The organism is Vitreoscilla massiliensis (genome assembly GCF_001457815.1).
Classification (GTDB): domain Bacteria; phylum Pseudomonadota; class Gammaproteobacteria; order Burkholderiales; family Neisseriaceae; genus Vitreoscilla; species Vitreoscilla massiliensis.
The window spans coordinates 145,031-166,940 of record NZ_LN898219.1; the positions used below are offsets into that span (position 1 = coordinate 145,031).

Here is a 21,910-nt window from a genome sequence, read left to right on the forward strand (position 1 = left end):
GTCAATCTGGGTTTAAGTCCGATGTCAGTCATGCTATAATTTGTAATTCCATTCAGTGTATTCTGTCATGACCAAGTTTATCTTTGTTACGGGCGGTGTCGTTTCTTCTTTAGGTAAAGGCATTGCCGCAGCTTCCATCGCTGCCATTCTCGAAGCACGTGGCTTAAAAGTCACCATGCTCAAACTAGACCCTTACATTAACGTAGACCCAGGCACGATGAGCCCGTTCCAACACGGCGAAGTGTTTGTAACCGAAGACGGTGCCGAAACCGACTTGGACTTGGGCCATTACGAGCGTTTCATCAACTCCACCATGCACAAGTCTAACAACTTCACCACCGGTCAAGTGTACGAAGAAGTGTTGGCGAAAGAGCGTCGCGGTGATTATTTGGGTGGCACTGTGCAAGTGATTCCACACATCACCGACGAAATCAAACGCAAAGTGCATGTGGGTGCGGCCGACAACCAAGTGGCCATCGTGGAAATCGGTGGTACGGTAGGTGATATTGAGTCTTTGCCATTCTTGGAATCCATCCGCCAAATGCGCAGCCAATTGGGCCGCGCCAATACCTTGTTTGTGCACTTGTCTTACGTGCCTTACATCGCTACAGCAGGCGAAATCAAAACCAAACCAACACAGCATTCGGTCAAAGAAATGCGCTCGATTGGTTTGCAACCTGACATCTTGGTGTGCCGCATGGAACACATGTTGCCAGAAGATGAAAAACGCAAAATTGCCTTGTTCTGTAACGTGGAAGAACGTGCCGTCATCAGTTGTCCTGATGAAAACAGCATTTACAAAATCCCACAATTGCTGCACAACCAAGGCATAGACAAAATCATTTGTGAACAATTGCAATTGAATGTGGCCGAAGCCGATTTGACCCAATGGAAAAAAATTGTTCACGCCATCGACAATCCGAAACACACTGTGAAAATCGGTATGGTCGGCAAATATGTGGACTTGACCGAGTCTTACAAATCCTTGTCTGAAGCCTTGAAACACGCCGGTATCCATACCGAAACCGATGTGCAAATCACCTATTTTGACAGTGAGCAAATCGACAAAGAAGGCACCGATGCCTTGAAAACCATGGACGCGGTATTGGTTCCCGGTGGTTTCGGTGTGCGCGGTGTCGAAGGCAAAATCAAAGCGGTGGAATACGCGCGTACCAACAAAGTGCCGTACTTGGGCATATGCTTGGGCATGCAAATCGCCTTGATTGAATACGCACGTCACGAAGCGGGCATGGAAGGCGCGAACTCAACCGAGTTTGACTTGAAAACCAAATTCCCAGTGGTGGCTTTGGTAGAAGAGTGGGTGAACGAAGACGGTCAAATCGAAAAACGCGATGAAAACACCGACTTGGGCGGCACCATGCGTTTGGGCGCACAAACGTGCGAATTGAACGAAGGCTCGTTGGCGGCACGCATTTACGGCGCCACCGAAATCAAAGAACGCCACCGTCACCGCTATGAAGTGAACGGCCAATACATTCCGAAATTGGAAGAGGCAGGTTTGGTCATCGCTGGTTATTCCAGCGGTCACGAGCATTTGGTGGAAACCATCGAATTGCCACAAACCGAACACCCATGGTTCTTCGCTTCGCAATTCCATCCTGAGTTCACCTCAACGCCACGCAAAGGCCATCCGCTCTTTACCGCGTTTGTGAAAGCAGCATTGAAAAGCAAAGTCGCCAACGGTGATAAATAAGACATAAGCTGTTACACTCACTGCCAATGGTTACACGCTGTTGGCAGTTTGTTTTTCAGGATGCCTGAAAGGAAAAAGACATGAAATTATGTGGTTTTGATGTGGGTTTGGACCAACCCTTCTTCTTGATTGCCGGCCCATGCGTGATAGAAAGCGAACAAATGGCGCTGGATACCGCCGGTTACTTGAAAGAAGTCACCACCGAGTTGGGAATCCCGTTCATTTACAAATCCAGTTTTGACAAAGCCAACCGCTCCAGCGGTACCTCATTCCGTGGTTTGGGCATGGCCGAAGGCTTGCGCATTTTGGACGAAGTGAAGCGCCAAATCGGCGTGCCGGTGTTGACCGATGTGCACACCGAAGCCGAAGTGCCTGAAGTGGCGGCGGCGGGGGGTGTGTTGCAAACGCCCGCCTTCTTGGCGCGCCAAACCGACTTTATTCGCGCCGTGGCCCAATCAGGCAAACCGGTGAACATCAAAAAAGGCCAGTTTATGGCGCCCGAAGACATGGGCAACGTCATCGACAAAGCCCGCGCTGCCGCAGCCGAAAAAGGCTTGCCAGCTGACTTTATGGTGTGCGAACGCGGCGCCAGCTTCGGTTACCACAATTTGGTATCCGACATGCGCAGCCTGATGATCATGCGCGATACCGATTGTCCAGTGGTATTCGATGCTACCCATTCGGTGCAAATGCCCGGTGGTTTGGGCAATGCTTCTGGCGGTCGCCGTGAGTTTGTCCCAGTGCTCGCGCGCGCTGCGATTGCGGCGGGTGTGGCCGGTGTGTTTATGGAAACCCATCCGAACCCATGCGAAGCCAAATCAGATGGCCCGAACGCAGTACCGATGGAATACATGAAAGCCTTGCTCAGCTCGATGAAACAACTCGATGCAGTGGTGAAAAGCCAAAAACTATTGGAAAACGATTTGCTGCAATACGGTAAATGATGCAATAGAATCAAAGCGGCCTGTAAATCATTTACAGGCCGCTTTGATATGGGAAAGACACATGGAAATTCCGTTACACACACGCATCAACATCCAGTTGCTGACGCCACCACACACCTTGCCCTGGGATTTGTTGTTATTGGCCGATGAGACCGAGGCTGCCATTGAGGCTTATGTGCACGACTGTGCGTGTATGTGGCCACTGATGCACAACAAGTGGTGGCCGTGGCTTGTGTGCAACCCATCGACTCACAGCAAGTTGAGTTGAAAAATTTGGCGGTGGCAGAAGCGTATCAAGGACAAGGCGTGGGCAGTTTGATGGTGTCGTTCTTAAAGCGCCAGTACCAACACAGCCACGACAGCATGTTGGTGGGCACTGCCGATGTCGGTGTGGCACAACAGCGGTTTTATCAGCGCCATGGTTTTGTAAGAGTGGGCATTCGTGAGCGTTTTTTCATTGAGCATTATCCACAGCCGATTGTGGAACAGGGGCAGCAATTGGTGGACATGTATGTGTTTGAATGCTGCTTATCAGCCTCTGCAGATAATCAGTCCATCTTTTGATGGGCATATGGCTGGGTGGGAGTATATGGAATACATGAAAGCCTTGCTCAGCTCGATGAAACAACTGAGTGCAGTGGTGAAAAGTCAAAAACTATTGGAAAACGATTTGCTGCAATAGGGTAAATAATTCAGTAAGATACAAGCGACTTGCAAGTGATTTACAGGCCGCTTTATTATGGCTATCGGAGGGGTGCGATGTCTTTTAATCAACTCAGTTACGACTATGCGTATTTAACGGTAACCGGCACTGGTGTAGCCAATTCATGGCTGAGCCCAGCGACTTGCGCCCAGTTGGAACAGGCCATCGCTGAGCATCCCATCTTGCAACAGCACAAGGGCTTTCAACACCTGTTTGAAACGCGTACCGCAGGAGCCGCGGTACACGGCGACAGTGGGCCGCATGCCTCACAAGACTATTTAATGTTCAATTTTGGTCGCCACATCCACAGTGAAGACGATGCTTTGCACATTTGGCTACAGTTGTTGCAACAACACTTACAGGCCGAGTTGCGGGCGCCAGAATTCAACATCATATTGCACATCGTCATCCATGGTTGGAATTTTCAAGATGCGGATTTTTATTTGGCAGGGCCGTGCCTACAGGCATTGCGCGGCTTGGGTGCGGGAGTGCAAGTCAGCGGCCATTGTTTTGATGATGGTCACGATTTTCCTTACAGCGATGACAGACTGCTGGAAACCGCGTATGCGTCTCAACTCAGTCAGATACACAGCCATGTGTGTGCCTTGCGCATTGAAGTGGATGGGGTGGAGGCGGTGAGTCATGCCGATGAGCGGGTGGCGAAGCTGCCTTTGCCTGTGCACGATGTCAGCATTTTTCAGAACACATTGTATGTAGAAATAGGGCGACGCCAAACCGATACCGATGTCACTGCTGTTTGGCGCTTGCTGTGGCAAGACTTGTACCGACATCGCGAGGCCTTGCAAACATGGCAACAAGCGACACAGGCCTCTTATCAAGTGTGGCTGACAGGGTTTGTGCCGCGACACTACCGTTTGGATTTCAGTGCGGCAGAATTGGACTTATTGGCGTCTTTGCAGTGTGAACTCGATGGCGATGTGTATTTTGACACCGAGTATTGAAAACAAATAGGGTAATCAAGCGGCCTGTAAACTCTCGCAAGGGTTTACAGGCCGCTTTTATTGATGGCAGGTGCAAGTCTTGCCACTATTCTTTGGGCTCATCCTCGCTGGCCGAGGCGGTATCTATTTCTGTTTCTGTTTCCACAGCACTGGGGTCAGCTTCGTCGATATTGATGTAATCGCCGGAGCCGGGGAAGGTGTTCACGGCCAAGCTTTTGATGTCGGTACTGCCTTCGGCGGCATCGAAGGCGATTAAGAACAACATGTTTTGCTGCGCATATGGGTAATCAAACGTCGCCATCAACATGTGGCCATAGCCTTCGTAATACACGTCTTCCAGCGCAAACAATTTCGGTGGTTTGATGCTGGCTTCTTGCGGCACGAAACTGGCCATTTCTGCCATCAATTGCGGATTGTCTTTGAGCTCGGCGGCGAAGCTGGGGTCGATGTGGCTTTCAAATTCGTCATAATGCTTGGTTTTCATCGCATCGACCACGGTCTGTGCCATCTGCAATTGCGCTGGGCTTAATTGGCGCTTGGACGGTCTGACGATGGGCGATGCGGTCGCAGGCAGGGCCGCTTCTTGGCTTTGACTGGCCGCAGGCGTGCTGGCGCTGACGGCGGCAGGCGGTTGTTCGGTGCAGGCCAATAAGAGCAGCAAACTCGCCAACATCAGGCCAGACAAGCGGTGGTACCGCAAAGAAGTTGCAAGAAAAACGGAATGCATGATGGGCTCTGAAAGGTAAAGGCGTAAGGTTGTAATCATGGTAATCAGGATGGTGCATAAACTCAAGTAAATGCTTTAAGGGTGGCAGGAAAGCCACATATGCACCGCTCTAATGCGGCCTGTAAACGGGTGATGTGCTTACAGGCCGCTGGCTTACGCTTGCGTGCGCGATTTGGCAATGAGCAGCATCGCCATGGCGACCAAGGGCAAACTGATGAGGTTAACCCACATCCAGCCTATGGTTTCCACCGTTTGGCCGGCAAACAAACTCGCCACTGCCGCGGTGCTGAACACCAAAAAGTCGTTCATGCCTTGTACCTTGCCTTTTTCCTGTGGGCGATAGGCGAGGCTGACCAATTGGGTCGCGCCGATAAAAGTGAAATTCCAGCCCACACCGAGCAGTAATAACGCAGTAAAGAAATGGTAATAGCTTTGGCCAAACAAATTGATGATGGCGCTGATGATGAGCAAGGCGCAGCCGAGCAAGATGATGGGCTTTAAGCCATGGCGCTTGATCAAATGGCCGGTAAAAAACGACGGCACAAACATGCCGAGCACATGCCATTGAATCACCACCGCAATGTCGGGAAAGGCGTAATCGTGGTGGTGCATCGCCAGCGGCGTGGCCGTCATCAAAAACACCATTACCCCATAACCGATTGCGCCTGACACCGTCGCCGCTACCAATAAAGGTTGTTGGAACAGCGCGCCATAGCTGCGGACATCGGTTTGCGCCGCAGCCGCGTTCACGGTGTTGGATTTGAGTGGCAAGACGATGATGAGGATTAAGGCCAACACATACAGGCCGGCCAAACCGACAAACGCACCCACATACACGTTTTGCGCAAACCATTGCTGCGACCAAATCGCCAAATTCGGGCCTATGAACGCCGCCAACACGCCACCGCTCATCACCACGCTGATGGCTTTCGGGTGCACGTCTTTGGCGCACTCGTCCAAAGCGGCAAAACGGTATTGCTGCGCGATGCCGATGGCGATGCCGGTGAGGAAAATGCCGAGGGTGAACAACAGCAAACTGCTGATGAGCAAGGCTTGTATCGCCACGGCGGCGCCGATGATGCCAAACACATTACCGATGATGAATACTTTTTTGCGCCCCAATTTTTGCATTAAAAACGCGGCCGGCAGCGTTGCCAAAATCAAGCCCAAGAATTGCGAGGCCACAGGAGCGGTGACCAAAGCCGGATGGCTGGCCAATTGTTTGCCAATTAAGGCGGACACGGCCACCAGCAAAATATTGCCAGTGGTGAGCAAAGCTTGAGCCAAGGCCAAGCCCCAGACGGTATAAGGCATGTGAGTGGGTTTCCAAACAAGATACAGCCATTATAAGCGATATGACACAAGACCAGTGTTTACAGGCCGCTGTGTTTGACATGGCGGTGTCAAAATACTGAAAACTGTTTTAGACCAAAGTGGCTGTATTGCGATGGAATAAGGCATTACAGTGTCGGCATGTCCACACTCTACAGGAAACACCATGCAGCACAGTATTTGGTTGGCGATGTTCGGCTTTGCCTTGAGCATGTCGATTTCACCAGGGCCGGTAAACATGCTCATCATTGCCACAGCAGCGCAACAAGGTTTTGCCCGCACTTGGGCTTTGGTGTCGGGCGCGACCCTAGGCTTTACCGCATTGCTGGCCTTGGTGGGCATGGGTTTGAACGGGTTATTGCAGCAATATCCGTTGGTGTTACACGTATTGGGCATCTTGGGCGCGGTTTTTATGTTGTGGGTGGGGTGGTGTCTGTGGCGTGCGCCCACGGCACCATTGCAGGTTGATTCGGCAGATGCAAATGCAGTAGAAGCAAATATGACGGATACAGATGCGGCAGATACAGCGCCAGCCTTGCCAGCCGCGCCGGGGTTTTGGCATGGCGTGTTATTGCAATGTTTGAATCCCAAGGCATGGATCGCCTGTGCGGCAGGCACAGCCATGTTTGCCTCAGCGCCAGTCGCGCATGCCTTGACCACGTTTGTGGCGATTTATTTTGTCGTGTGTTACGCCTCTTTGGCGCTGTGGGCTTGGGCAGGGCAGCAATTGGCGGCGTATTTGCAACTGCCGCGGCGCATGCGTGTGTTCAATGTGATGATGGCGGCGATGATGTGGCTGACGGCAGCGGTGATGCTGTGGCAACAATTGGCTGGTTTAAGCGGCCTGTAAGTCTTGTAAGCTGTGAACAAAACGCTGTGCCAAACTGCCAGCGGCGACATTATTAGGCCACAAGGCATACACTTTTATTGCGCGCAAACGCCACAGCGGCAATACCTCAGACACCACCCCGGCCTGTAAGTCTGCCGCACACATAAAGCGCGGTGGCGTGTACAGACCGACACCAGCGCGCGCCAATTGGTAGACCGCGGCGACATTGTCAGCCGTGACCGCTGCGCTGTAGCTGACCGTCACGCTGTCGTGGCTGTGCACATGCTGAAACGCGCGCTGTTGCGGCAACATTTGCAAGCCTAACCACGCGTAAGCCGCCAAATCTTGCGGTGTGCTCGGCGCGGTTTGTTGCTGCAGCCATTGCGTTTGCGCAATCAATACCCGTTCCAAGCTGAACACATGTTTGGCCTTGAAGCTGCTGTCGGGCAATTCACCAATGCGCAACACCACATCCAAACCCTCACCCAATAAGTCGCTGCGCGCATCGCTGTAACACAAGTCGAGATGGGCATGTGGGTGGGCGTGGATGAAGGCGGCCAAACAGCGATTGAAATCGGCATGGTGTATCAACACACTGGGTAGGCCGATGCGCAGTTGTTGGCTGTGTTGCTGTTGCCCATGTTTGAACGACAACACCTCATCGGCATACAACTGCGCCATGTTTGCGCGGTGGCATACAGCTTGGCGCCATCGGGCGTGAGGCTGAGCTTGCGCGTGTTGCGGTAGAGCAAGGCGGTGCCGACGCTGCGCTCCAATTTGTGCAAATGCGAGCTGACCGTGGCCGCGCTCAAGTGCAAGGCTTCGGCAGCGGCGGAAATGGAGCCGGTGGCCACGATTTTGGCAAACACCAGTAAGTAGCGGACGTCGTCTATCATTAAGTAAAGTATTTCTGAAGAGGTATTGCTGCGCGAGTAGGATGGATACAGTGCGCCATCATAGCATTGAGAAGTTGTTATAAGCGGCCTGTAAACGATTTACAGGCCGCTTATAGACTGCGTGACTAAAAAATTGGCTCAAAGATGGTGAGGAAGTTTTGCAAGATGATGCGCCATTTGGGACGGCGCTGTAAATCCAACGCGCTGACGGCAGTGGCTTTGGCCAAGTAACTGTCTTGGCGTGCGCGGATAAGGGCGGCGGTGGGTGGCGCATACAGCAAGATGTTGTTCTCAAAATTCAATTCCAAACTGCGTCTGTCCATATTGGCCGAACCGATTAAAGCCACTTCGCCATCGATGACCATGGTTTTGGCATGCAACAAACCGCCGTGAAATTCTTGGATGTTAACGCCGGCGGCGATGAGCGGCGCGTAATAGGCGCGGCTCATGGTGCCGACAAACCACGAGTCGTTGCGCGCCGGCACGATTAAAGTCACGGCCACGCCGCGGCGGCTGCAGGCAATCAAAGCGGCCTGTAAGGGATGGTCGGGCACGAAATACGGTGTGGAGATCACCAATTCGGTTTGGGCACAGGCAATGACGCTGCTGAACGCCGAGGACATGCCGCCTTGTACCGACATCGGCCCCGTACCAAACACCACCGCAGGAAAACTGCCGTCATCGCCCGCAGTGTTGGGGCTAATAGGATGTAAGGGCAGGTTTTCACCGCTTTCCACCATCCAATCATCGGCAAACAGCATTTGGTTTTGCGTGGCCACCGGGCCGGTAAAGCGCAGCATGATGTCTACCCACGGCGCGAATTTGGCCTTGACCAAAAATTCCGGGTCGGCGCAGTTTTGGCTGCCGCAATAAGTGATGCTGTCGTCGACGATGACGATTTTGCGGTGATTGCGCAAATCAATGCGGCTGGAATGCAGCGGATTACCACCGAATTTGTGCCGCATTGATACCGCCAGTTTGACGCCGGCTTGCTGCATGGTTTGCCATTGTGGCGAGGCGATTAAGGTGCGTGAACCTATGGCGTCGACAACGATGCGGCAGGTCACGCCGCGCCGCGCTGCCTCGGCGACGGCATTGACGATTTTGCTGCCATTGTGGTCGGTAAGCCAGATGTAAAACGAGATGTGGATGCTGGACTTAGCGGCGGCAAAGTCGCTGACCATCGCATCTATGCTGGCATTGGAGTCGGCAGTGAGGCTGGCTTGGTTGCCAGCGAGCACGGGGAAACCATTGATGCTGCTGCAAGTCCTGAACGCATTTTGGTAGCGCGCGGGAATGGTGTTTAAGGCCGAAGCTGTGGGGTCGAGCTCTTGCTGCAATTGCTGAAAATCATGCCGTGCCTCGCTGCGCGTGTTTTTGGCCACCCATGGCTCGCCAAAAAACACATACAAGACCACCCCCACGCCCGGCAATAACAGCAATAACATCACCCACGCCGCGCGCGAATACGGATTGCGCGTTTCCAGCAACAACACGCGCGCGATGACCAGCAAATGCAGCAGAAATAACAGGCTGAGCCAAACAGTGTGTGCCGACATGGTGTGTCCTTATTAAGTGGAGAGAGGGCGTTTACTAGGGCGATAGGCAACCAAGTGGTAATAACAAGTGCTTGTTATATAAAGTCTCTGTGCGCATGTTTGACATCATACCGCCCAATCACAGCGGCCTGTAAACACACAAACAGCGATATGGAGCAGATACCCACGCTAAGCCCAAGCCTATGCCAAGCAAATTGTGTGCGCTGTTGTGGATTGGGCTGAATTTAATCGGTGCGCAGTCTGCCAGTGTCGTCGTTCCATTGTCCACAATCGTTTGCTAGGCAAGGACGGTGCTCGTTCAATCAGTTAGCACAGAACGATGCGTACGCTCATAGCGGTTTACAGGCCGCTTATGTTTACAGCAATTGAATTTCGCGCAACACCAAATCCCACAGCGCTTGGTGGCTGGGGCGGAAGATGAGGTTGTGGCCTATGCTGTTAAAGCCTTGTTCTTTGGGGTTGAGGGTATAGACATTTTTCTGCGCATGTGGGTACAGGCTTAGGAATTCCGCCACATTGGCATCGTTGGCAATGTCGTCATCGTCGGCATGGATGACGGTAATGGGCTGGGTGATGTCGGCATGGTAATCGACGGCGATGTCGCCGCGGTCTATGGCGGTTTTGACGTAATGACCTGCCGTACACCACTGTGCCCATTGGCGGGCCACATGGCGCGGCAAGTCTTCGCCCCATTTGATGCGCTTGAGTTTGGTATAGCCAAACAGCAGGTTGTTGATGGGCATGTACACGTTAAACATGAACTTGGCTTGGCGCGCAAATTCAGGCCGCATATTGACCACATGCCCAGTTGAACCGGCAATGGCCACGACTTTGGCGACCTTGGCATGGTTGTGCATTACCCCCAACATTTGTCCACCGGCACTGTGACCGACCAACACCACTTGGCTTAAACCCGTATAGCCAAGCAGAAAGTCCACCGCTGCCGGAATGTCGTCCGTGCCCCAGTCTTGCAAGCGCGCATGGCATTGTTTTAAGGGCGTGTGGCGCGAGGCGCCTATGCCTTGGTAATCGAAGGTGAGCACGGTATAGCCTTTGTCGGCCAGCCATGTGGCCAACGGCGCGTAGTATTTTTGCAAGAAACCGGTGCCGCCACAGATGAGCACGGCAGTATTGTGGGCGATGTTGTCGGCATGAAACAAGATGCCAGCAAGTGGCTGGCCATTGCCGCTGGCGAATTGCACTGTTTGTTGCACCATGTTGTCCTCGTTTGCGATGTGCGCTGGAAAAGAACTCTAACATAGCTGGATTGTGTTCATGCACAAACGATGCGATGAATTGCTCCAGTCCTGCCTCTTACAGGCCGCATGTGCGTGTAGTATCAGTCTGTGCCGTGTTGTAACCAAGTTGCCACACCATCGATTACTGCCGCTGCTTTGTGCGTGTCCAAAGTGTCTAAGGTGTCGCCTGCCGTGTGGTAGTTTTTATTGCGGTAAAACGAGGTGTCAGTGAGCATGATGGCGGGTATTTTGTGCGCCCAATAATTCAAATGGTCGGAAAAATCGACGCCGGTCAAGCTGCTGGGCGCGGTCAAGCGTTCGCACGGCAATTGCTGTAAGGCGCGCATGTGCCGGCAATATTGCTGCGTGAGTTTTCTCGATTGCCAATTGCCCACCGCGGCGATGAAATTGCCGTGTTTGGGATAGACCGCGCGCATGATGTTCAGCGGATAGTCTTGCACCGCCTCGGTGCGGTAATAGCCTATCATTTCCAAAATCACCACTGCTTTGACGTTTATAGGCCGCTTGCTTAAAGACTGAGCATGCACGGCACTGCCCATGTGTTCGGAACGAAAATACGGCGGTTCTTCCAAGGTGTAAGCGACCAATTCAATGTTTTGTGGCAGCTGAGCTTGCTGTTGCTTGAGCAGCCGCGCCAATTCTATGAGACCGGCCGTGCCCGAGGCATTGTCATCGGCGCCGGGCAAATCGGCATAGCTGTCGTAATGCGCGCCGACGATGACGGTATCGGTGTTGTCGGCTTGAGCTGCGCTGAGGCTGCACACCACGTTGCGGTAAGTTTGTCCCGCGACTTCGTAGTTTTGGTAGGCACAGGGCAGGCCGTATTGCTCTATCTGCGTTTTGATGTAAGCCGCGGCTTGGTCCAAGCCTTGTGGATGTTGGTGGTGGCGCGACAGCGAGCTTAAATAGTGGATGTGTTCGGACAGAACATCAGCATGGGCCGCTGTCTGGTTAGGATGGCTTGCATCGGTGCTAACGGGCACGGCAGCAGTGGCATCGTCTGTGGCGGCACAGACGGGATGAAGGCTGCTTAAACCCAAGGCCAACCATAAATAAGAGCAGCGTCTGCGCATGGGAGTTGCCTGAAAAAGAGATGCTTGGCAGCCTAGGGGTGATGCGCCAGTTTTGACCATGATAAAAACCATGGCAACAAAAAATGCGACTTCAAGTCGCACTTTTTACCACATACAGAAGGTAAATAGGGGTGTTTAACAGCGTTCAGGCCGCTTGCAATAAGGGCAGTAAGTCCCAAGCAAATTTGCCAATCAATATCACCAGCAACACCATAAAGCCATAGCGCAAGAAGCGTGTACCGCCTTTTAAGGCGATGCGCGTGCCAGCAAAACCGCCGCACAAATTCGCTGCCGCCAAGGGAATGGCCCATGCCCATAAGATGTAGCCATGCGGCACAAAGAAACTCAAGGCCGCCAAATTGGTGGTGATGTTGATGATTTTCGATGAGGCTACGGCGGTGAGAAAATCAAACGCAAACAAGCGGATGAACATAAAGGTGAGGAAGCTGCCGGTACCTGGGCCAATCACGCCATCGTAAAAACCGATTAAGGCGCCACAAGCCAAGCCCACATACAACTCGTTTTTGCTCAAAGCGCTGGTGCGCTGGCTTTGGCCAAAGTCTTTTTTGCAAAACGTGTACACAGCCATGACCACCAACACCAACAAGATAAACGGTTTAAACCATTGCACTGGTATGTGGGTGACCAACATTGAGCCGCCAAACGAGGTCAATGCCGCCAAAACGGCGGCCGGTAACAGCATTTTCCACGGCACGGGGATTTTGCGCACGTATTGCCAACCCGAGGTTAAAGTGCCGCAGACCGAAGCAAATTTATTCGTGCCCATCACCGTGGCAATGGGCGTGTGCGCCGGCATCAGGCTGAACAAAGACGGAATTTGCAACAAGCCGCCGCCACCCACCGCCGCGTTCATCATGCCCGCCAAAAACGCGAGCACACACATCAACATCAAATCACTCATGCGAAAACTTACTTGCTAGAACCTGCAGTGCCACGGTTTTGGGTCGGGTTAAACGTGCCGCGGTCGATGAGGCGTTGGTTTAAGTCGGCATCATTGCGCGGCATGCCGTCGTCACAGAAGACGCGGCTGAGCATTTCTTGCACTGGCGTGGTGGTGCTGAGATTGCTGCCGACATCGCGCCATGGGGCGTTTTTGCTTTCCAACCAGCGTTTGTTATAGGTATCGGCAAACGCGATTTGGCGGAAACCATTGTTGTATTCGGAGCGGAACGATTGCACCGAACAGCGCAGGTTTTCAAAGCTGATGTTGTCTATGCCATTGCCCGATTGGTTGTTTAAGATGTAGCTGACAGAGTTGTTGTCTTGGATGTGGATGCTGCCAACCATGATTTTGGGTTTGCCTGCAAACGTTGGATGGACATACAAATCCACCCACTTCGCATTGGCAGCGGGATAGTCGGGTAAAGTCAGCGATTTGTCTTGGAAAGAAAAATCGGCTTCTTTGATGTTTTGGGTGAATTCTTTGGGGTCGGCTGCCGCAGCAGTCAAACTGGTGCCCAATAAGGCCAAAGCCCATAAGCGGGCAAAATGATGAGACATCACAAGTTCCTGTGCGGAGTAAGTAGCCAATATTGTAACGCAACTTACCTTGTCATGCGCGGCTGTGTGTGGCTCATTAACAATGCTATAATTTGTCCGTTTTGCGTTTGAAAGAATCGATATGGCTCAACAAGCAAGTTTGGATGTCAAAGGCTTAAAATGCCCGATGCCGATGTTGCGCGCTAAAAAAGCGTTGGCAACCTTGGACAGCGGCGATGAATTAACCGTTTATGCCACCGACCCAGGGGTGCAAGAAGACTTTGCTGCTTTTTGTCGCCACACCGGCCATGTGTTGCTGCAATCTTCGGCGAATGAAGACGGCAGTTTCACTTTGATTTTGCGTCACAAATAGGTTTACAGGCCGCATGTCACACATTGGGTGTGGATATAAGCGGCCTGTAAAGCGCACAGCGCTACACACTCATTAAAAAAGGAAATGCAATGACCGAACGTCTGACCCTGATACAGCCAGATGATTTTCACGTTCACTTTCGCAGCGGCGCAGCGCTGCAAGCGGTGGTGCCACACACTGCCAAGCAAATGGCGCGCGCTTTGGTAATGCCCAATTTGAAACCGCCGGTGACACAAGTGGCCCAAGCCTTGGCTTACCGTGATGAGATTTTGGCAGCAGTACCGCAAGGCGTGGCGTTTACCCCTTTGATGAGTTTGTACTTAACCGACAATACCGATGTCGCCACTGTGGCGGCAGCTAAAACTGCTGGCATCGTCGCGTTTAAATTGTATCCAGCAGGCGCCACCACCAATTCCGATTCGGGCGTGACCGATTTGTTCAAATTGCTGCCCGTATTGGAAGCCATGGCCGAACACGGCTTGTTGTTGTTGGTGCACGGCGAAGTGACACACTCGCACATTGACATATTCGACCGTGAAGCGGTGTTTATTGATGAGGTGTTGTTGCCGATCATGGCCAAGGTGCCGAGTTTGAAAATCGTGTTTGAACACATCACCACCAGCGAAGCGGCCAAATTGGTGCAAGAGTCGGGTGAAAACTTGGTGGCGACGGTAACGCCACAACACTTATTGCACAACCGCAACGACATGTTGGTCGGTGGTGTGCGTCCGCATCTGTATTGCTTGCCGATTTTGAAACGCCGCACCCACCAAGAAGCTTTGTTGGCGGCGGTCAGCGGCGCGCAAGCGCACAAATTCTTCTTGGGCACCGACAGTGCGCCACATGAACAAGGCACCAAAGAATGTGCGTGTGGCTGTGCCGGCGTGTTCAGCGCTTTGACCGCAATGGAATTGTATGCCGAAGCATTTGAATCGGTGCATGCCTTGGACAAGCTCGAAGCGTTTGCTTCACAAAATGGCGCACGTTTTTATGGTTTGCCAGAAAACAGCCGCAAAATCGTGTTAGAAAAACGTGAACAAGCCGTGCCTGAGTATGTGGACTATGTTACAGGCCGCTTAATCCCGATGCGTGCTGGCGAGACACTGGCGTGGACGTTTGCGGGTTTTGCCAACTGATATGCGCACCAATCAAGCCCGCCGTCGTTATTTAAGTTTGGCCATTGCTAGTGCTTTGGCGCCGAGCATGGTATGGGCATCGCAACGCGAAGAAACCTTGGCCGACAATGTCGCCTCAACCATGCGCCGTTCGGTCAACAATGTCAGCCCAGCGCGCTTGGTGTTTTCCACCCCGCAAGCAGGGCGGCAGTGGTTGTATGAAATGTCGGCGCGTTTGAGTCGCTTCATACCCGATGCGCGCGAGCGCGAAACCATACTCGTTAATGTGCAATACGAGGCCAAACGCGCGGGCTTGGATGTGCAATTGATATTGGGCTTGATTGAAGTGGAATCGATGTTCCGCCGCTATGCCATCAGCGGCGTCGGTGCGCGCGGCTTGATGCAAGTGATGCCGTTTTGGGTGCGCCACATTGGTACGACGGGTCACAATTTGTTTGAGATACGCACCAATTTGCGCTATGGCTGCACCATTTTGCGTTATTACATCGACCGCGAACGCGGCGATGTCACGCGGGCGTTGGCGCGTTACAACGGCAGTTTGGGGCGCTTAACCTATCCCAATAAGATATACGCAGCGATGCGCCGCAATTGGATTTATAACGGAGCCGTATAATTTGGACAAAACCTTGGAAAAACCTGTGGCCAATCAGTTGAGCAAAGACGAATGGCGCATCAGTGGCATCTTATCGGGCGTGTACGCACTGCGCATGTTGGGCTTGTTTTTGGTCTTGCCGGTGTTGTCTTTGTATGCGGCTGAATTGGCAGGCTCGAAACAATCGATGTGGATAGGCTGGGCAATGGGTGCGTATGGTTTGACCCAAGCCTGTTTGCAATTGCCGTTTGGCATGGTTTCCGATAAGTGGGGACGCAAAAAAACCATTTACATCGGCATGACGATGTTTATCGTCGGCAGTTTCATAGCCGCGGTCGCGCCTTCGATTGAATGGTTGGTGTTTGCGCGCGCTTTGCAAGGCGCGGGCGCCATCAGTGCGGTGATTACTGCTCTGATGTCGGATTTAATCCGCGATTCGGTGCGCACGCGTGCCATGTCCATGGTCGGCATGAGCATCGGTTTGACTTTTGCCTTGAGTTTGGTGGCAGCACCATTGTTGGTGAGCTTCATCGGCATGTCGGGTTTGTTTGTGTTGACGGGTGTGGCTATGTTGCTGGCGATGTTTGCGGTGTACAAATACGTGCCCGATCCTGAGAAAAACACCAGCACCAATCGCATTCCCGCCTTAAAAATTGCCTTGCAACCACAATTGTGGCGCTTGAATTACGGCATTTTCGCCTTGCACGCGGCGCAAATGGCCTTGTTTGTTTCTTTGCCATTTTTGTTTTTGCAAATGGGCATCGCCCAAGACATGCAGTGGAAAGTGTACGCACCGATGGTGTTGTTTGGCATGGTGTTGATGGTGCCAGTGATTATTTTTGGTGAGAAAAAACAAAAGTTGAAGCAAACGCTGTTGTTTGCCATAGGCATGATGGTGGTGGCGCAGTCGATTTTGGCCTTGCAACACGATGTGGTGTTGGCTATGACCGTGGCTTTGGTGATTTATGCGATTGCGTTCAATGTGCTTGAAGCCATCTTGCCGTCTATGGTGGCGAAATTTGCACCGGCCGAGCAACGCGGTGCGGCCATGGGTTTTTACAGTACGGCGCAATCGATTGGTCTGTTTGTCGGGGGTGTGGCCGGCGGTGGTTTGTTCAGCAAATTCGGTTTTGAAGGTGTGTTTGTTTTTGCCACAGTGTTGATGCTGGTTTGGTGGGCGATTGCGGCCACCGGTGCGGCACCGAAACCGCGCGAGGCGTGACGCGAGGGCGTTGTGACTTTATACTGTCGCAGTAAATTAATGAATGAAGTGTTGTGGAGGACGTTATGTCAGTAAATAAAGTGATATTGGTCGGTCGTTTGGGGCGTGACCCAGAGGTGCGTTACTTGCCCAATGGCGAAGCAGTGGCCAATTTCGGCGTCGCTACCAGTGAACAATGGAAAGACCGCAATGGTGAGCGCCAAGAGCGCACCGAATGGCACAACATCACCATGTACCGCCGTTTGGCCGAAATTGCCGGCCAATATTTGAAAAAAGGCAGCCAAGTGTACATTGAAGGCCGCATCCAATCGCGCAAATACACCGGCAAAGACGGCGTAGAGCGCACGGCTTATGAAATCATCGCCAATGAAATGAAGATGATTGGTGGCCGTGACATGGGTGGCAGCAGCAGTGATTTTGATGGTGGCGATTATGCTGCCAGCTCTTCGGCCAGTGCCGCTCCAGTGGCCGCTGCCAGCTCAGTACCGCCAGCAGCGCCGCGCCGCGAAGTGAACAAGCCTGCACCAGTAGTCGATGATTTGGATGACGATATTCCATTTTAAGCTCGGCCTGTAAACGCAGTGGCTTAAGCCATGTATGAACACCTCAGCGCAATTGCTTGCGTTGAGGTGTTTTGTTGTGGTGGGTGAATATACAACATGTGCATAAAAACAAGAGTGGGCAAAATTGCGTAGAATAGACTGTGATAGAGGTTGTTTACAGGCCGCATTGCAGGGCTTGGTGCTGTCTTGACCAGTGCAAACACCGAATTTATTGATGCAGATTAGACGGCAGTGTTTTAAGGCCAACTGCTGGTTGCTATTTCTGACTGGTTTGTTACAATAGGCTCTACTTTATTCGAAACAAGCCGCCGATTACTCCGGCGGCTTGTATTTTTATTGCCTGAATGACGCGAAACGTAGGAGAGAGTCATGCAAAAAGTACCATTGACCGTTCGTGGTGCCCAATTGTTAAAAGATGAGTTGCAACACTTGAAATCAGTGGAGCGCCCAGCCGTAATTGAGGCGATTGCTGAAGCACGTTCGCATGGTGACTTGTCTGAAAACGCCGAATACGATGCCGCTAAAGAAAAGCAAGGCTTTGTTGAAGGCCGCATTGCCGAGCTAGAAAGCAAATTGTCTTACGCCCACATCGTGAATCCAAAAGAATTGGATGCCGATGGCAAAATCGTCTTTGCCGCGACCGTGACTTTGGAAGACTGTGACAGCGAAGAAAATGTCACTTACCAAATCGTTGGTGATGATGAAGCTGACATCAAACAAGGCAAGGTATCGGTGTCGTCTCCGATTGCCCGTGCTTTAATCGGCAAGTACGAAGGCGATGTGGCCGAAGTACAAGCCCCTGGTGGTGTGCGCGAATACGAGATTGTCAGCGTACAATACATTTAAGTTGTGATGGTTTACAGGCCGCTTAAAGCAAATAAGCGGCCTGTAAACCGAAGAAGTCTGGAATAAGCGATGAAATCCATACTGGTTATTTTGCAAGCGTTGTGGTTGGGTGCACACATTACTGTGGGTTATGTGGTGGCACCTTTGTTGTTTCATTTTGCCAGTCAAGGTGAATTCAGCCGCATGACCGCGGGCAATGTGGCCGGTGAGTTGTTTCATGTGGTGTCTTATCTGGGCTTGTTCACCGCGGTAGCGTGGTGGTTGTTTTGCCGCAGTGTGCGCCAACCATCGCCCATTTTGAATGCCTTATTGCTGTTATTGGTGGTGAGTGAGTGGGTGATTACCCCGGTGATTGCCGCCATCAAGCAACAGCAATCACAATGGCTGCATGACTTGGTCGGCGGCAGTTTTGGCATGTGGCACGGTGTGTCATCCAGTGTGTATTTGCTGATGACCATCTTATTGTTGCTTTGGACAGGTAAACGTTTGCAAATCAACAGCCACCGCCGTTAAGCAATATAAAAGCGGCCTGTAAGCTTACAGGCCGCTTTTTAACAGATTTTGCAATCAATCTTCGTTTTTGCGATACAAAACCAAGATTTTGCCGATGTGTTGCACCAATTCGGCGCCAGTTTGTTCACACAATTGTGCTGACCACAATTTGCGTTCGTCGCGATCATCGCCCAAAATACGCACTTTAATCAATTCATGCGCGGTTAAATTGGCATTGGTTTCTTTCACCACGGCCTCGGTTAAACCGTTTTGACCGATCATCACCACAGGTTGCAAAGTGTGGGCTTGTTGTTTGAGTTCCGCTTTTTCGGCACTCGATAAAGATTTAGACATCTGAAGCTTTCCTGTAAAACGCATATTGTACTGGATTTGCAGTACAAATTGAAAAAAACTCATCAAATGTAATGGATTAAACCAATGCCCAAACGAACAAAATCATCAGGTGCGTGGCTCAATGAGCACGTACATGATCCGTACGTTAAACTCGCACAAAAACAAGGATACCGTGCGCGCGCCGCGTTTAAACTGTTAGAAATCAATGAAAAAGACAAACTGATCCAAGCCGATACCGTGTTGGCAGACTTGGGCAGTGCACCTGGCAGCTGGTCGCAAGTGGCGACCGAACTGATCGGCCCACGCGGCCGCGTGTTTGCCTTGGACATCTTGCCGATGGAGCCTGTGGCTGGGGTGGAGTTCATCCAAGGCGACTTTCGCGAAGAGGAAGTTTTACAACAGTTGGTTGATTTGTTAAATGGTCAAAAATTAGACCTTGTGATTTCAGACATTGCCCCCAATATGAGTGGAAACACAGTCACAGACCAAGCGCGCAGTTTCTATTTATGCGAATTGGCTTATGACTTTGCAATATCTCACTTGAAGCCTGGTGGTCAGTTTTTGATTAAGGTGTTTCAAGGTGCAGGTTATCAAGAATATGTGAAGCTTTTGCGTGAGTCGTTTGCCGAAGTGGTGGTGCGCAAACCGAAAGCTTCTCGCGATAGGTCTAATGAAATTTATTTATTGGCAAGAAAATTGCACTGACACAGATGCCGCAGTGTTTTACAATGCAGTTTCTTCTATTCTCTTGTATTTTGATGGGAGCCTCGTTTAGTGGGTAATACGGTAAAAAATCTTTTGGTTTGGCTGGTGTTGGCGATGGTGCTGATACTTGCGTTCAATGCGTTGCAAGGTACGAAAGAGACCAAGCAACAAATTGAGTATTCTCTCTTCATGCAAGATGTGAAGGCCGGTAAAGTCGATCAAGTGAATATTGAAGGTTCTGTGGCCCGCGGCTATGAAATCCAAGGTGTGCGCAAAGACAAAACCAACTTCAGTACCAATGCGCCTTTAGACGATCAATTGGTGCCATCATTGTTGCAAAACAATGTGCGCGTCAAAGTGACGCCTGAAGAGAAACCAAGCATGTTGGGCAGCATCTTCTTAAGCTTGCTTCCTATCTTGTTGTTAATCGGTGTGTGGTTTTACTTCATGCGCCAAATGCAAGGTGGTGGCGGTGGCAAAGGTGGCGCTTTCTCCTTCGGTAAATCACGTGCCAAATTGTTGGACAAAGACACCAACAGCATCACGTTTGCCGATGTGGCAGGTTGTGACGAGGCCAAAGAAGAAGTGCAAGAAATCGTTGATTATTTGAAATCGCCTTCGCGCTACCAAAGCTTGGGTGGTCGTGTGCCGCGCGGTATCTTGTTGGCAGGTTCACCAGGTACCGGTAAAACCTTGTTGGCCAAAGCCATCGCCGGTGAAGCCAAAGTGCCTTTCTACAGCATTTCAGGTTCTGACTTTGTGGAAATGTTCGTCGGTGTCGGCGCCTCTCGTGTGCGTGACATGTTCGAGCAAGCGAAGAAAAATTCTCCTAGCATCATTTTCATTGACGAGATTGATGCGGTAGGTCGCCAACGTGGCGCAGGTTTGGGCGGTGGTAACGATGAACGCGAACAAACCTTGAACCAATTGTTGGTGGAAATGGATGGCTTTGAAAGCAATCAAACCGTGATTGTGATTGCCGCTACCAACCGTCCTGATGTATTAGACCCAGCGTTGCAACGTCCAGGCCGTTTTGACCGCCAAGTGGTGGTGCCGTTGCCAGACATTCGTGGTCGTGAACAAATCTTGAAAGTACACGCGAAAAAAGTACCGTTGGACAGCTCGGTGCAATTGGCCGATTTGGCGCGTGGTACCCCAGGCTTCTCAGGTGCAGACTTGGCCAACTTGGTCAATGAAGCGGCTTTGTTTGCCGGTCGTCGCAACAAAACCAAAGTCGATCAAAGCGATTTTGAAGATGCGAAAGACAAAATTTACATGGGCCCTGAGCGCCGCTCTATGGTGATGCATGAAGATGAGAAGCGTGCTACCGCTTACCATGAGTCTGGTCACGCCGTGGTTGCCAGCTTGTTACCGAATACCGATCCAGTGCACAAAGTGACCATCGTACCGCGTGGCCGTGCCTTGGGTGTGACATGGCAATTGCCTGAGCGCGATCGCATCAGCTTGTACAAAGACCAAATGCTCAACAATATTGCGGTATTGTTTGGTGGTCGCATCGCCGAAGACATTTTCTTAGGCCGTGTGTCTACTGGTGCATCGAATGACTTTGAACGTGCGACCAGCATTGCTCGCGACATGGTGACCCGTTATGGCATGTCGGACAAAATGGGCGTGATGGTGTATGCCGAAAACGAAGGCGAAGTGTTCTTAGGCCGTTCGGTAACCAATACCAAAAACATTTCTGAAGACACGCAGCAGCAAGTTGATGCCGAAGTGCGCCGCATTTTGGATGAACAATATGCGTTGGCCTACAAGCTGATTGATGAAAATCGCGCCAAAATGGAAACCATGACCAATGCTTTGATGCAATGGGAAACCATAGATGCCGATCAAGTTAAAGAGATCATGGCCGGTAAAGAGCCTAGTCCTCCTAAGGATTACAGCCATAATGTGCGCTCTGATGCCGAAGTTGCAGCAGCGCAAAGCAGTGCGGCTGAGCCTGAGCAAACAGTGGCGGTAGACAATCGACCAGCTTCTGAAGTGTTGAAGTCTGAAAATGCTGTTGCTGATGCAGAAAAACCGAGTGCGGATTTGGCTGCAGACGCCATAGTTGGTGACAAAGACAAAGATCAGCATGCACCGAAACAATAAGCAACATTAAGATACAA

General features: G+C 51.6%; 24 protein-coding genes. 14 read left to right on the top strand and 10 right to left on the bottom strand.

Annotation, left to right across the window (positions count from 1 at the left end):
- The first annotated feature begins 67 nt into the window (after positions 1–67).
- The 4 genes from BN3003_RS06215 to BN3003_RS06230 all read left to right on the top strand — a co-directional run bounded on the left by BN3003_RS06215 (position 68) and on the right by BN3003_RS06230 (position 4,323).
- The gene (locus BN3003_RS06215) at positions 68–1,714 is read left to right on the top strand and encodes a CTP synthase (protein ID WP_058355794.1); all 1,647 of its coding nucleotides are present in this window, start codon (positions 68–70) and stop codon (positions 1,712–1,714) included.
- A gap of 80 nt (positions 1,715–1,794) precedes the next feature.
- A complete protein-coding gene (gene kdsA / locus BN3003_RS06220) occupies positions 1,795–2,658 on the top strand; it encodes a 3-deoxy-8-phosphooctulonate synthase (protein ID WP_058355795.1) in 864 nt (287 codons plus the stop codon).
- Between the two features lie 189 nt (positions 2,659–2,847).
- Entirely contained in the window at positions 2,848–3,222 is a 375-nt protein-coding gene (locus BN3003_RS06225) for a GNAT family N-acetyltransferase (protein WP_058355796.1), read from the top strand.
- 195 nt (positions 3,223–3,417) lie between these two features.
- Positions 3,418–4,323: a hypothetical protein gene (locus BN3003_RS06230; RefSeq protein WP_058355797.1), complete on the top strand. Its 906-nt coding sequence runs from the start codon at positions 3,418–3,420 to the stop codon at positions 4,321–4,323.
- Between the two features lie 85 nt (positions 4,324–4,408).
- Here the strand turns inward: BN3003_RS06230 and BN3003_RS06235 are convergent, their stop codons facing one another.
- On the bottom strand, positions 4,409–5,050 hold the full coding sequence (locus BN3003_RS06235; RefSeq protein WP_147645366.1) for a hypothetical protein: 642 nt from the start codon (positions 5,048–5,050) through the stop codon (positions 4,409–4,411).
- A gap of 153 nt (positions 5,051–5,203) precedes the next feature.
- Positions 5,204–6,364 carry an MFS transporter gene (locus tag BN3003_RS06240; protein WP_058355799.1) on the bottom strand — a complete coding sequence of 387 codons (1,161 nt, stop codon included), beginning with the start codon at positions 6,362–6,364 and terminating at the stop codon, positions 5,204–5,206.
- Between the two features lie 184 nt (positions 6,365–6,548).
- Here BN3003_RS06240 and BN3003_RS06245 point away from each other — a divergent pair, with 184 nt between their 5' ends.
- Positions 6,549–7,232 carry a LysE family translocator gene (locus tag BN3003_RS06245; RefSeq protein ID WP_058355800.1) on the top strand — a complete coding sequence of 228 codons (684 nt, stop codon included), beginning with the start codon at positions 6,549–6,551 and terminating at the stop codon, positions 7,230–7,232.
- Here BN3003_RS06245 and BN3003_RS06250 read toward each other — a convergent pair.
- The 7 genes from BN3003_RS06250 to BN3003_RS06275 all read right to left on the bottom strand — a co-directional run bounded on the left by BN3003_RS06250 (position 7,218) and on the right by BN3003_RS06275 (position 13,519).
- The gene (locus BN3003_RS06250; protein WP_082625572.1) at positions 7,218–7,892 is read right to left on the bottom strand and encodes a substrate binding domain-containing protein; all 675 of its coding nucleotides are present in this window, start codon (positions 7,890–7,892) and stop codon (positions 7,218–7,220) included. The two genes, BN3003_RS06245 and BN3003_RS06250, sit on opposite strands and share 15 nt — an antisense overlap.
- Positions 7,799–8,107 carry a LysR family transcriptional regulator gene (locus BN3003_RS18380; protein ID WP_082625573.1) on the bottom strand — a complete coding sequence of 103 codons (309 nt, stop codon included), beginning with the start codon at positions 8,105–8,107 and terminating at the stop codon, positions 7,799–7,801. Before BN3003_RS18380 ends, BN3003_RS06250 begins: the two co-directional genes overlap by 94 nt.
- Positions 8,108–8,232: 125 nt before the next feature.
- Complete coding sequence (gene cls, locus BN3003_RS06255; protein WP_058355801.1) at positions 8,233–9,666, bottom strand: cardiolipin synthase; 1,434 nt, start codon at positions 9,664–9,666, stop codon at positions 8,233–8,235.
- A gap of 356 nt (positions 9,667–10,022) precedes the next feature.
- Positions 10,023–10,883: an alpha/beta hydrolase family protein gene (locus BN3003_RS06260; protein WP_082625574.1), complete on the bottom strand. Its 861-nt coding sequence runs from the start codon at positions 10,881–10,883 to the stop codon at positions 10,023–10,025.
- Between the two features lie 122 nt (positions 10,884–11,005).
- Positions 11,006–11,998, bottom strand: a complete 993-nt coding sequence (locus tag BN3003_RS06265) for a M28 family peptidase (RefSeq protein WP_058355802.1) — start codon at positions 11,996–11,998, stop codon at positions 11,006–11,008.
- A 145-nt stretch (positions 11,999–12,143) separates the two neighbouring features.
- The gene (locus BN3003_RS06270) at positions 12,144–12,920 is read right to left on the bottom strand and encodes a sulfite exporter TauE/SafE family protein (RefSeq protein WP_058355803.1); all 777 of its coding nucleotides are present in this window, start codon (positions 12,918–12,920) and stop codon (positions 12,144–12,146) included.
- Positions 12,921–12,928: 8 nt separating this feature from the next.
- Positions 12,929–13,519, bottom strand: coding sequence for a CNP1-like family protein (locus BN3003_RS06275; RefSeq protein WP_058355804.1), 591 nt, complete (start codon positions 13,517–13,519; stop codon positions 12,929–12,931).
- A gap of 121 nt (positions 13,520–13,640) precedes the next feature.
- Here BN3003_RS06275 and BN3003_RS06280 point away from each other — a divergent pair, with 121 nt between their 5' ends.
- The 7 genes from BN3003_RS06280 to BN3003_RS06310 all read left to right on the top strand — a co-directional run bounded on the left by BN3003_RS06280 (position 13,641) and on the right by BN3003_RS06310 (position 18,743).
- A complete protein-coding gene (locus tag BN3003_RS06280) occupies positions 13,641–13,871 on the top strand; it encodes a sulfurtransferase TusA family protein (RefSeq protein WP_058355805.1) in 231 nt (76 codons plus the stop codon).
- 89 nt (positions 13,872–13,960) lie between these two features.
- Positions 13,961–15,007 (top strand): dihydroorotase, encoded by a 1,047-nt coding sequence (pyrC, locus tag BN3003_RS06285; RefSeq protein ID WP_058355806.1) that lies wholly within the window; start codon positions 13,961–13,963, stop codon positions 15,005–15,007.
- 1 nt (position 15,008) lies between these two features.
- On the top strand, positions 15,009–15,620 hold the full coding sequence (locus BN3003_RS06290) for a lytic transglycosylase domain-containing protein (protein WP_058355807.1): 612 nt from the start codon (positions 15,009–15,011) through the stop codon (positions 15,618–15,620).
- 1 nt (position 15,621) lies between these two features.
- Positions 15,622–16,821 (top strand): MFS transporter, encoded by a 1,200-nt coding sequence (locus tag BN3003_RS06295; protein WP_234333032.1) that lies wholly within the window; start codon positions 15,622–15,624, stop codon positions 16,819–16,821.
- A 65-nt stretch (positions 16,822–16,886) separates the two neighbouring features.
- Positions 16,887–17,384, top strand: a complete 498-nt coding sequence (locus BN3003_RS06300; RefSeq protein WP_058355808.1) for a single-stranded DNA-binding protein — start codon at positions 16,887–16,889, stop codon at positions 17,382–17,384.
- A gap of 369 nt (positions 17,385–17,753) precedes the next feature.
- Positions 17,754–18,230, top strand: coding sequence for a transcription elongation factor GreA (gene greA, locus BN3003_RS06305; RefSeq protein ID WP_058355809.1), 477 nt, complete (start codon positions 17,754–17,756; stop codon positions 18,228–18,230).
- 69 nt (positions 18,231–18,299) lie between these two features.
- The gene (locus tag BN3003_RS06310) at positions 18,300–18,743 is read left to right on the top strand and encodes a DUF4149 domain-containing protein (RefSeq protein ID WP_058355810.1); all 444 of its coding nucleotides are present in this window, start codon (positions 18,300–18,302) and stop codon (positions 18,741–18,743) included.
- A gap of 54 nt (positions 18,744–18,797) precedes the next feature.
- On the opposite strand, the gene yhbY is transcribed toward BN3003_RS06310, so the two are convergent.
- A complete protein-coding gene (yhbY, locus tag BN3003_RS06315; protein ID WP_058355811.1) occupies positions 18,798–19,076 on the bottom strand; it encodes a ribosome assembly RNA-binding protein YhbY in 279 nt (92 codons plus the stop codon).
- 84 nt (positions 19,077–19,160) lie between these two features.
- Between yhbY and BN3003_RS06320 the strand changes: the two genes are divergently transcribed.
- Complete coding sequence (locus BN3003_RS06320; RefSeq protein WP_058355812.1) at positions 19,161–19,781, top strand: RlmE family RNA methyltransferase; 621 nt, start codon at positions 19,161–19,163, stop codon at positions 19,779–19,781.
- A gap of 69 nt (positions 19,782–19,850) precedes the next feature.
- The gene (ftsH, locus tag BN3003_RS06325; RefSeq protein WP_082625576.1) at positions 19,851–21,893 is read left to right on the top strand and encodes an ATP-dependent zinc metalloprotease FtsH; all 2,043 of its coding nucleotides are present in this window, start codon (positions 19,851–19,853) and stop codon (positions 21,891–21,893) included.
- The last annotated feature ends 17 nt before the right edge of the window (positions 21,894–21,910 follow it).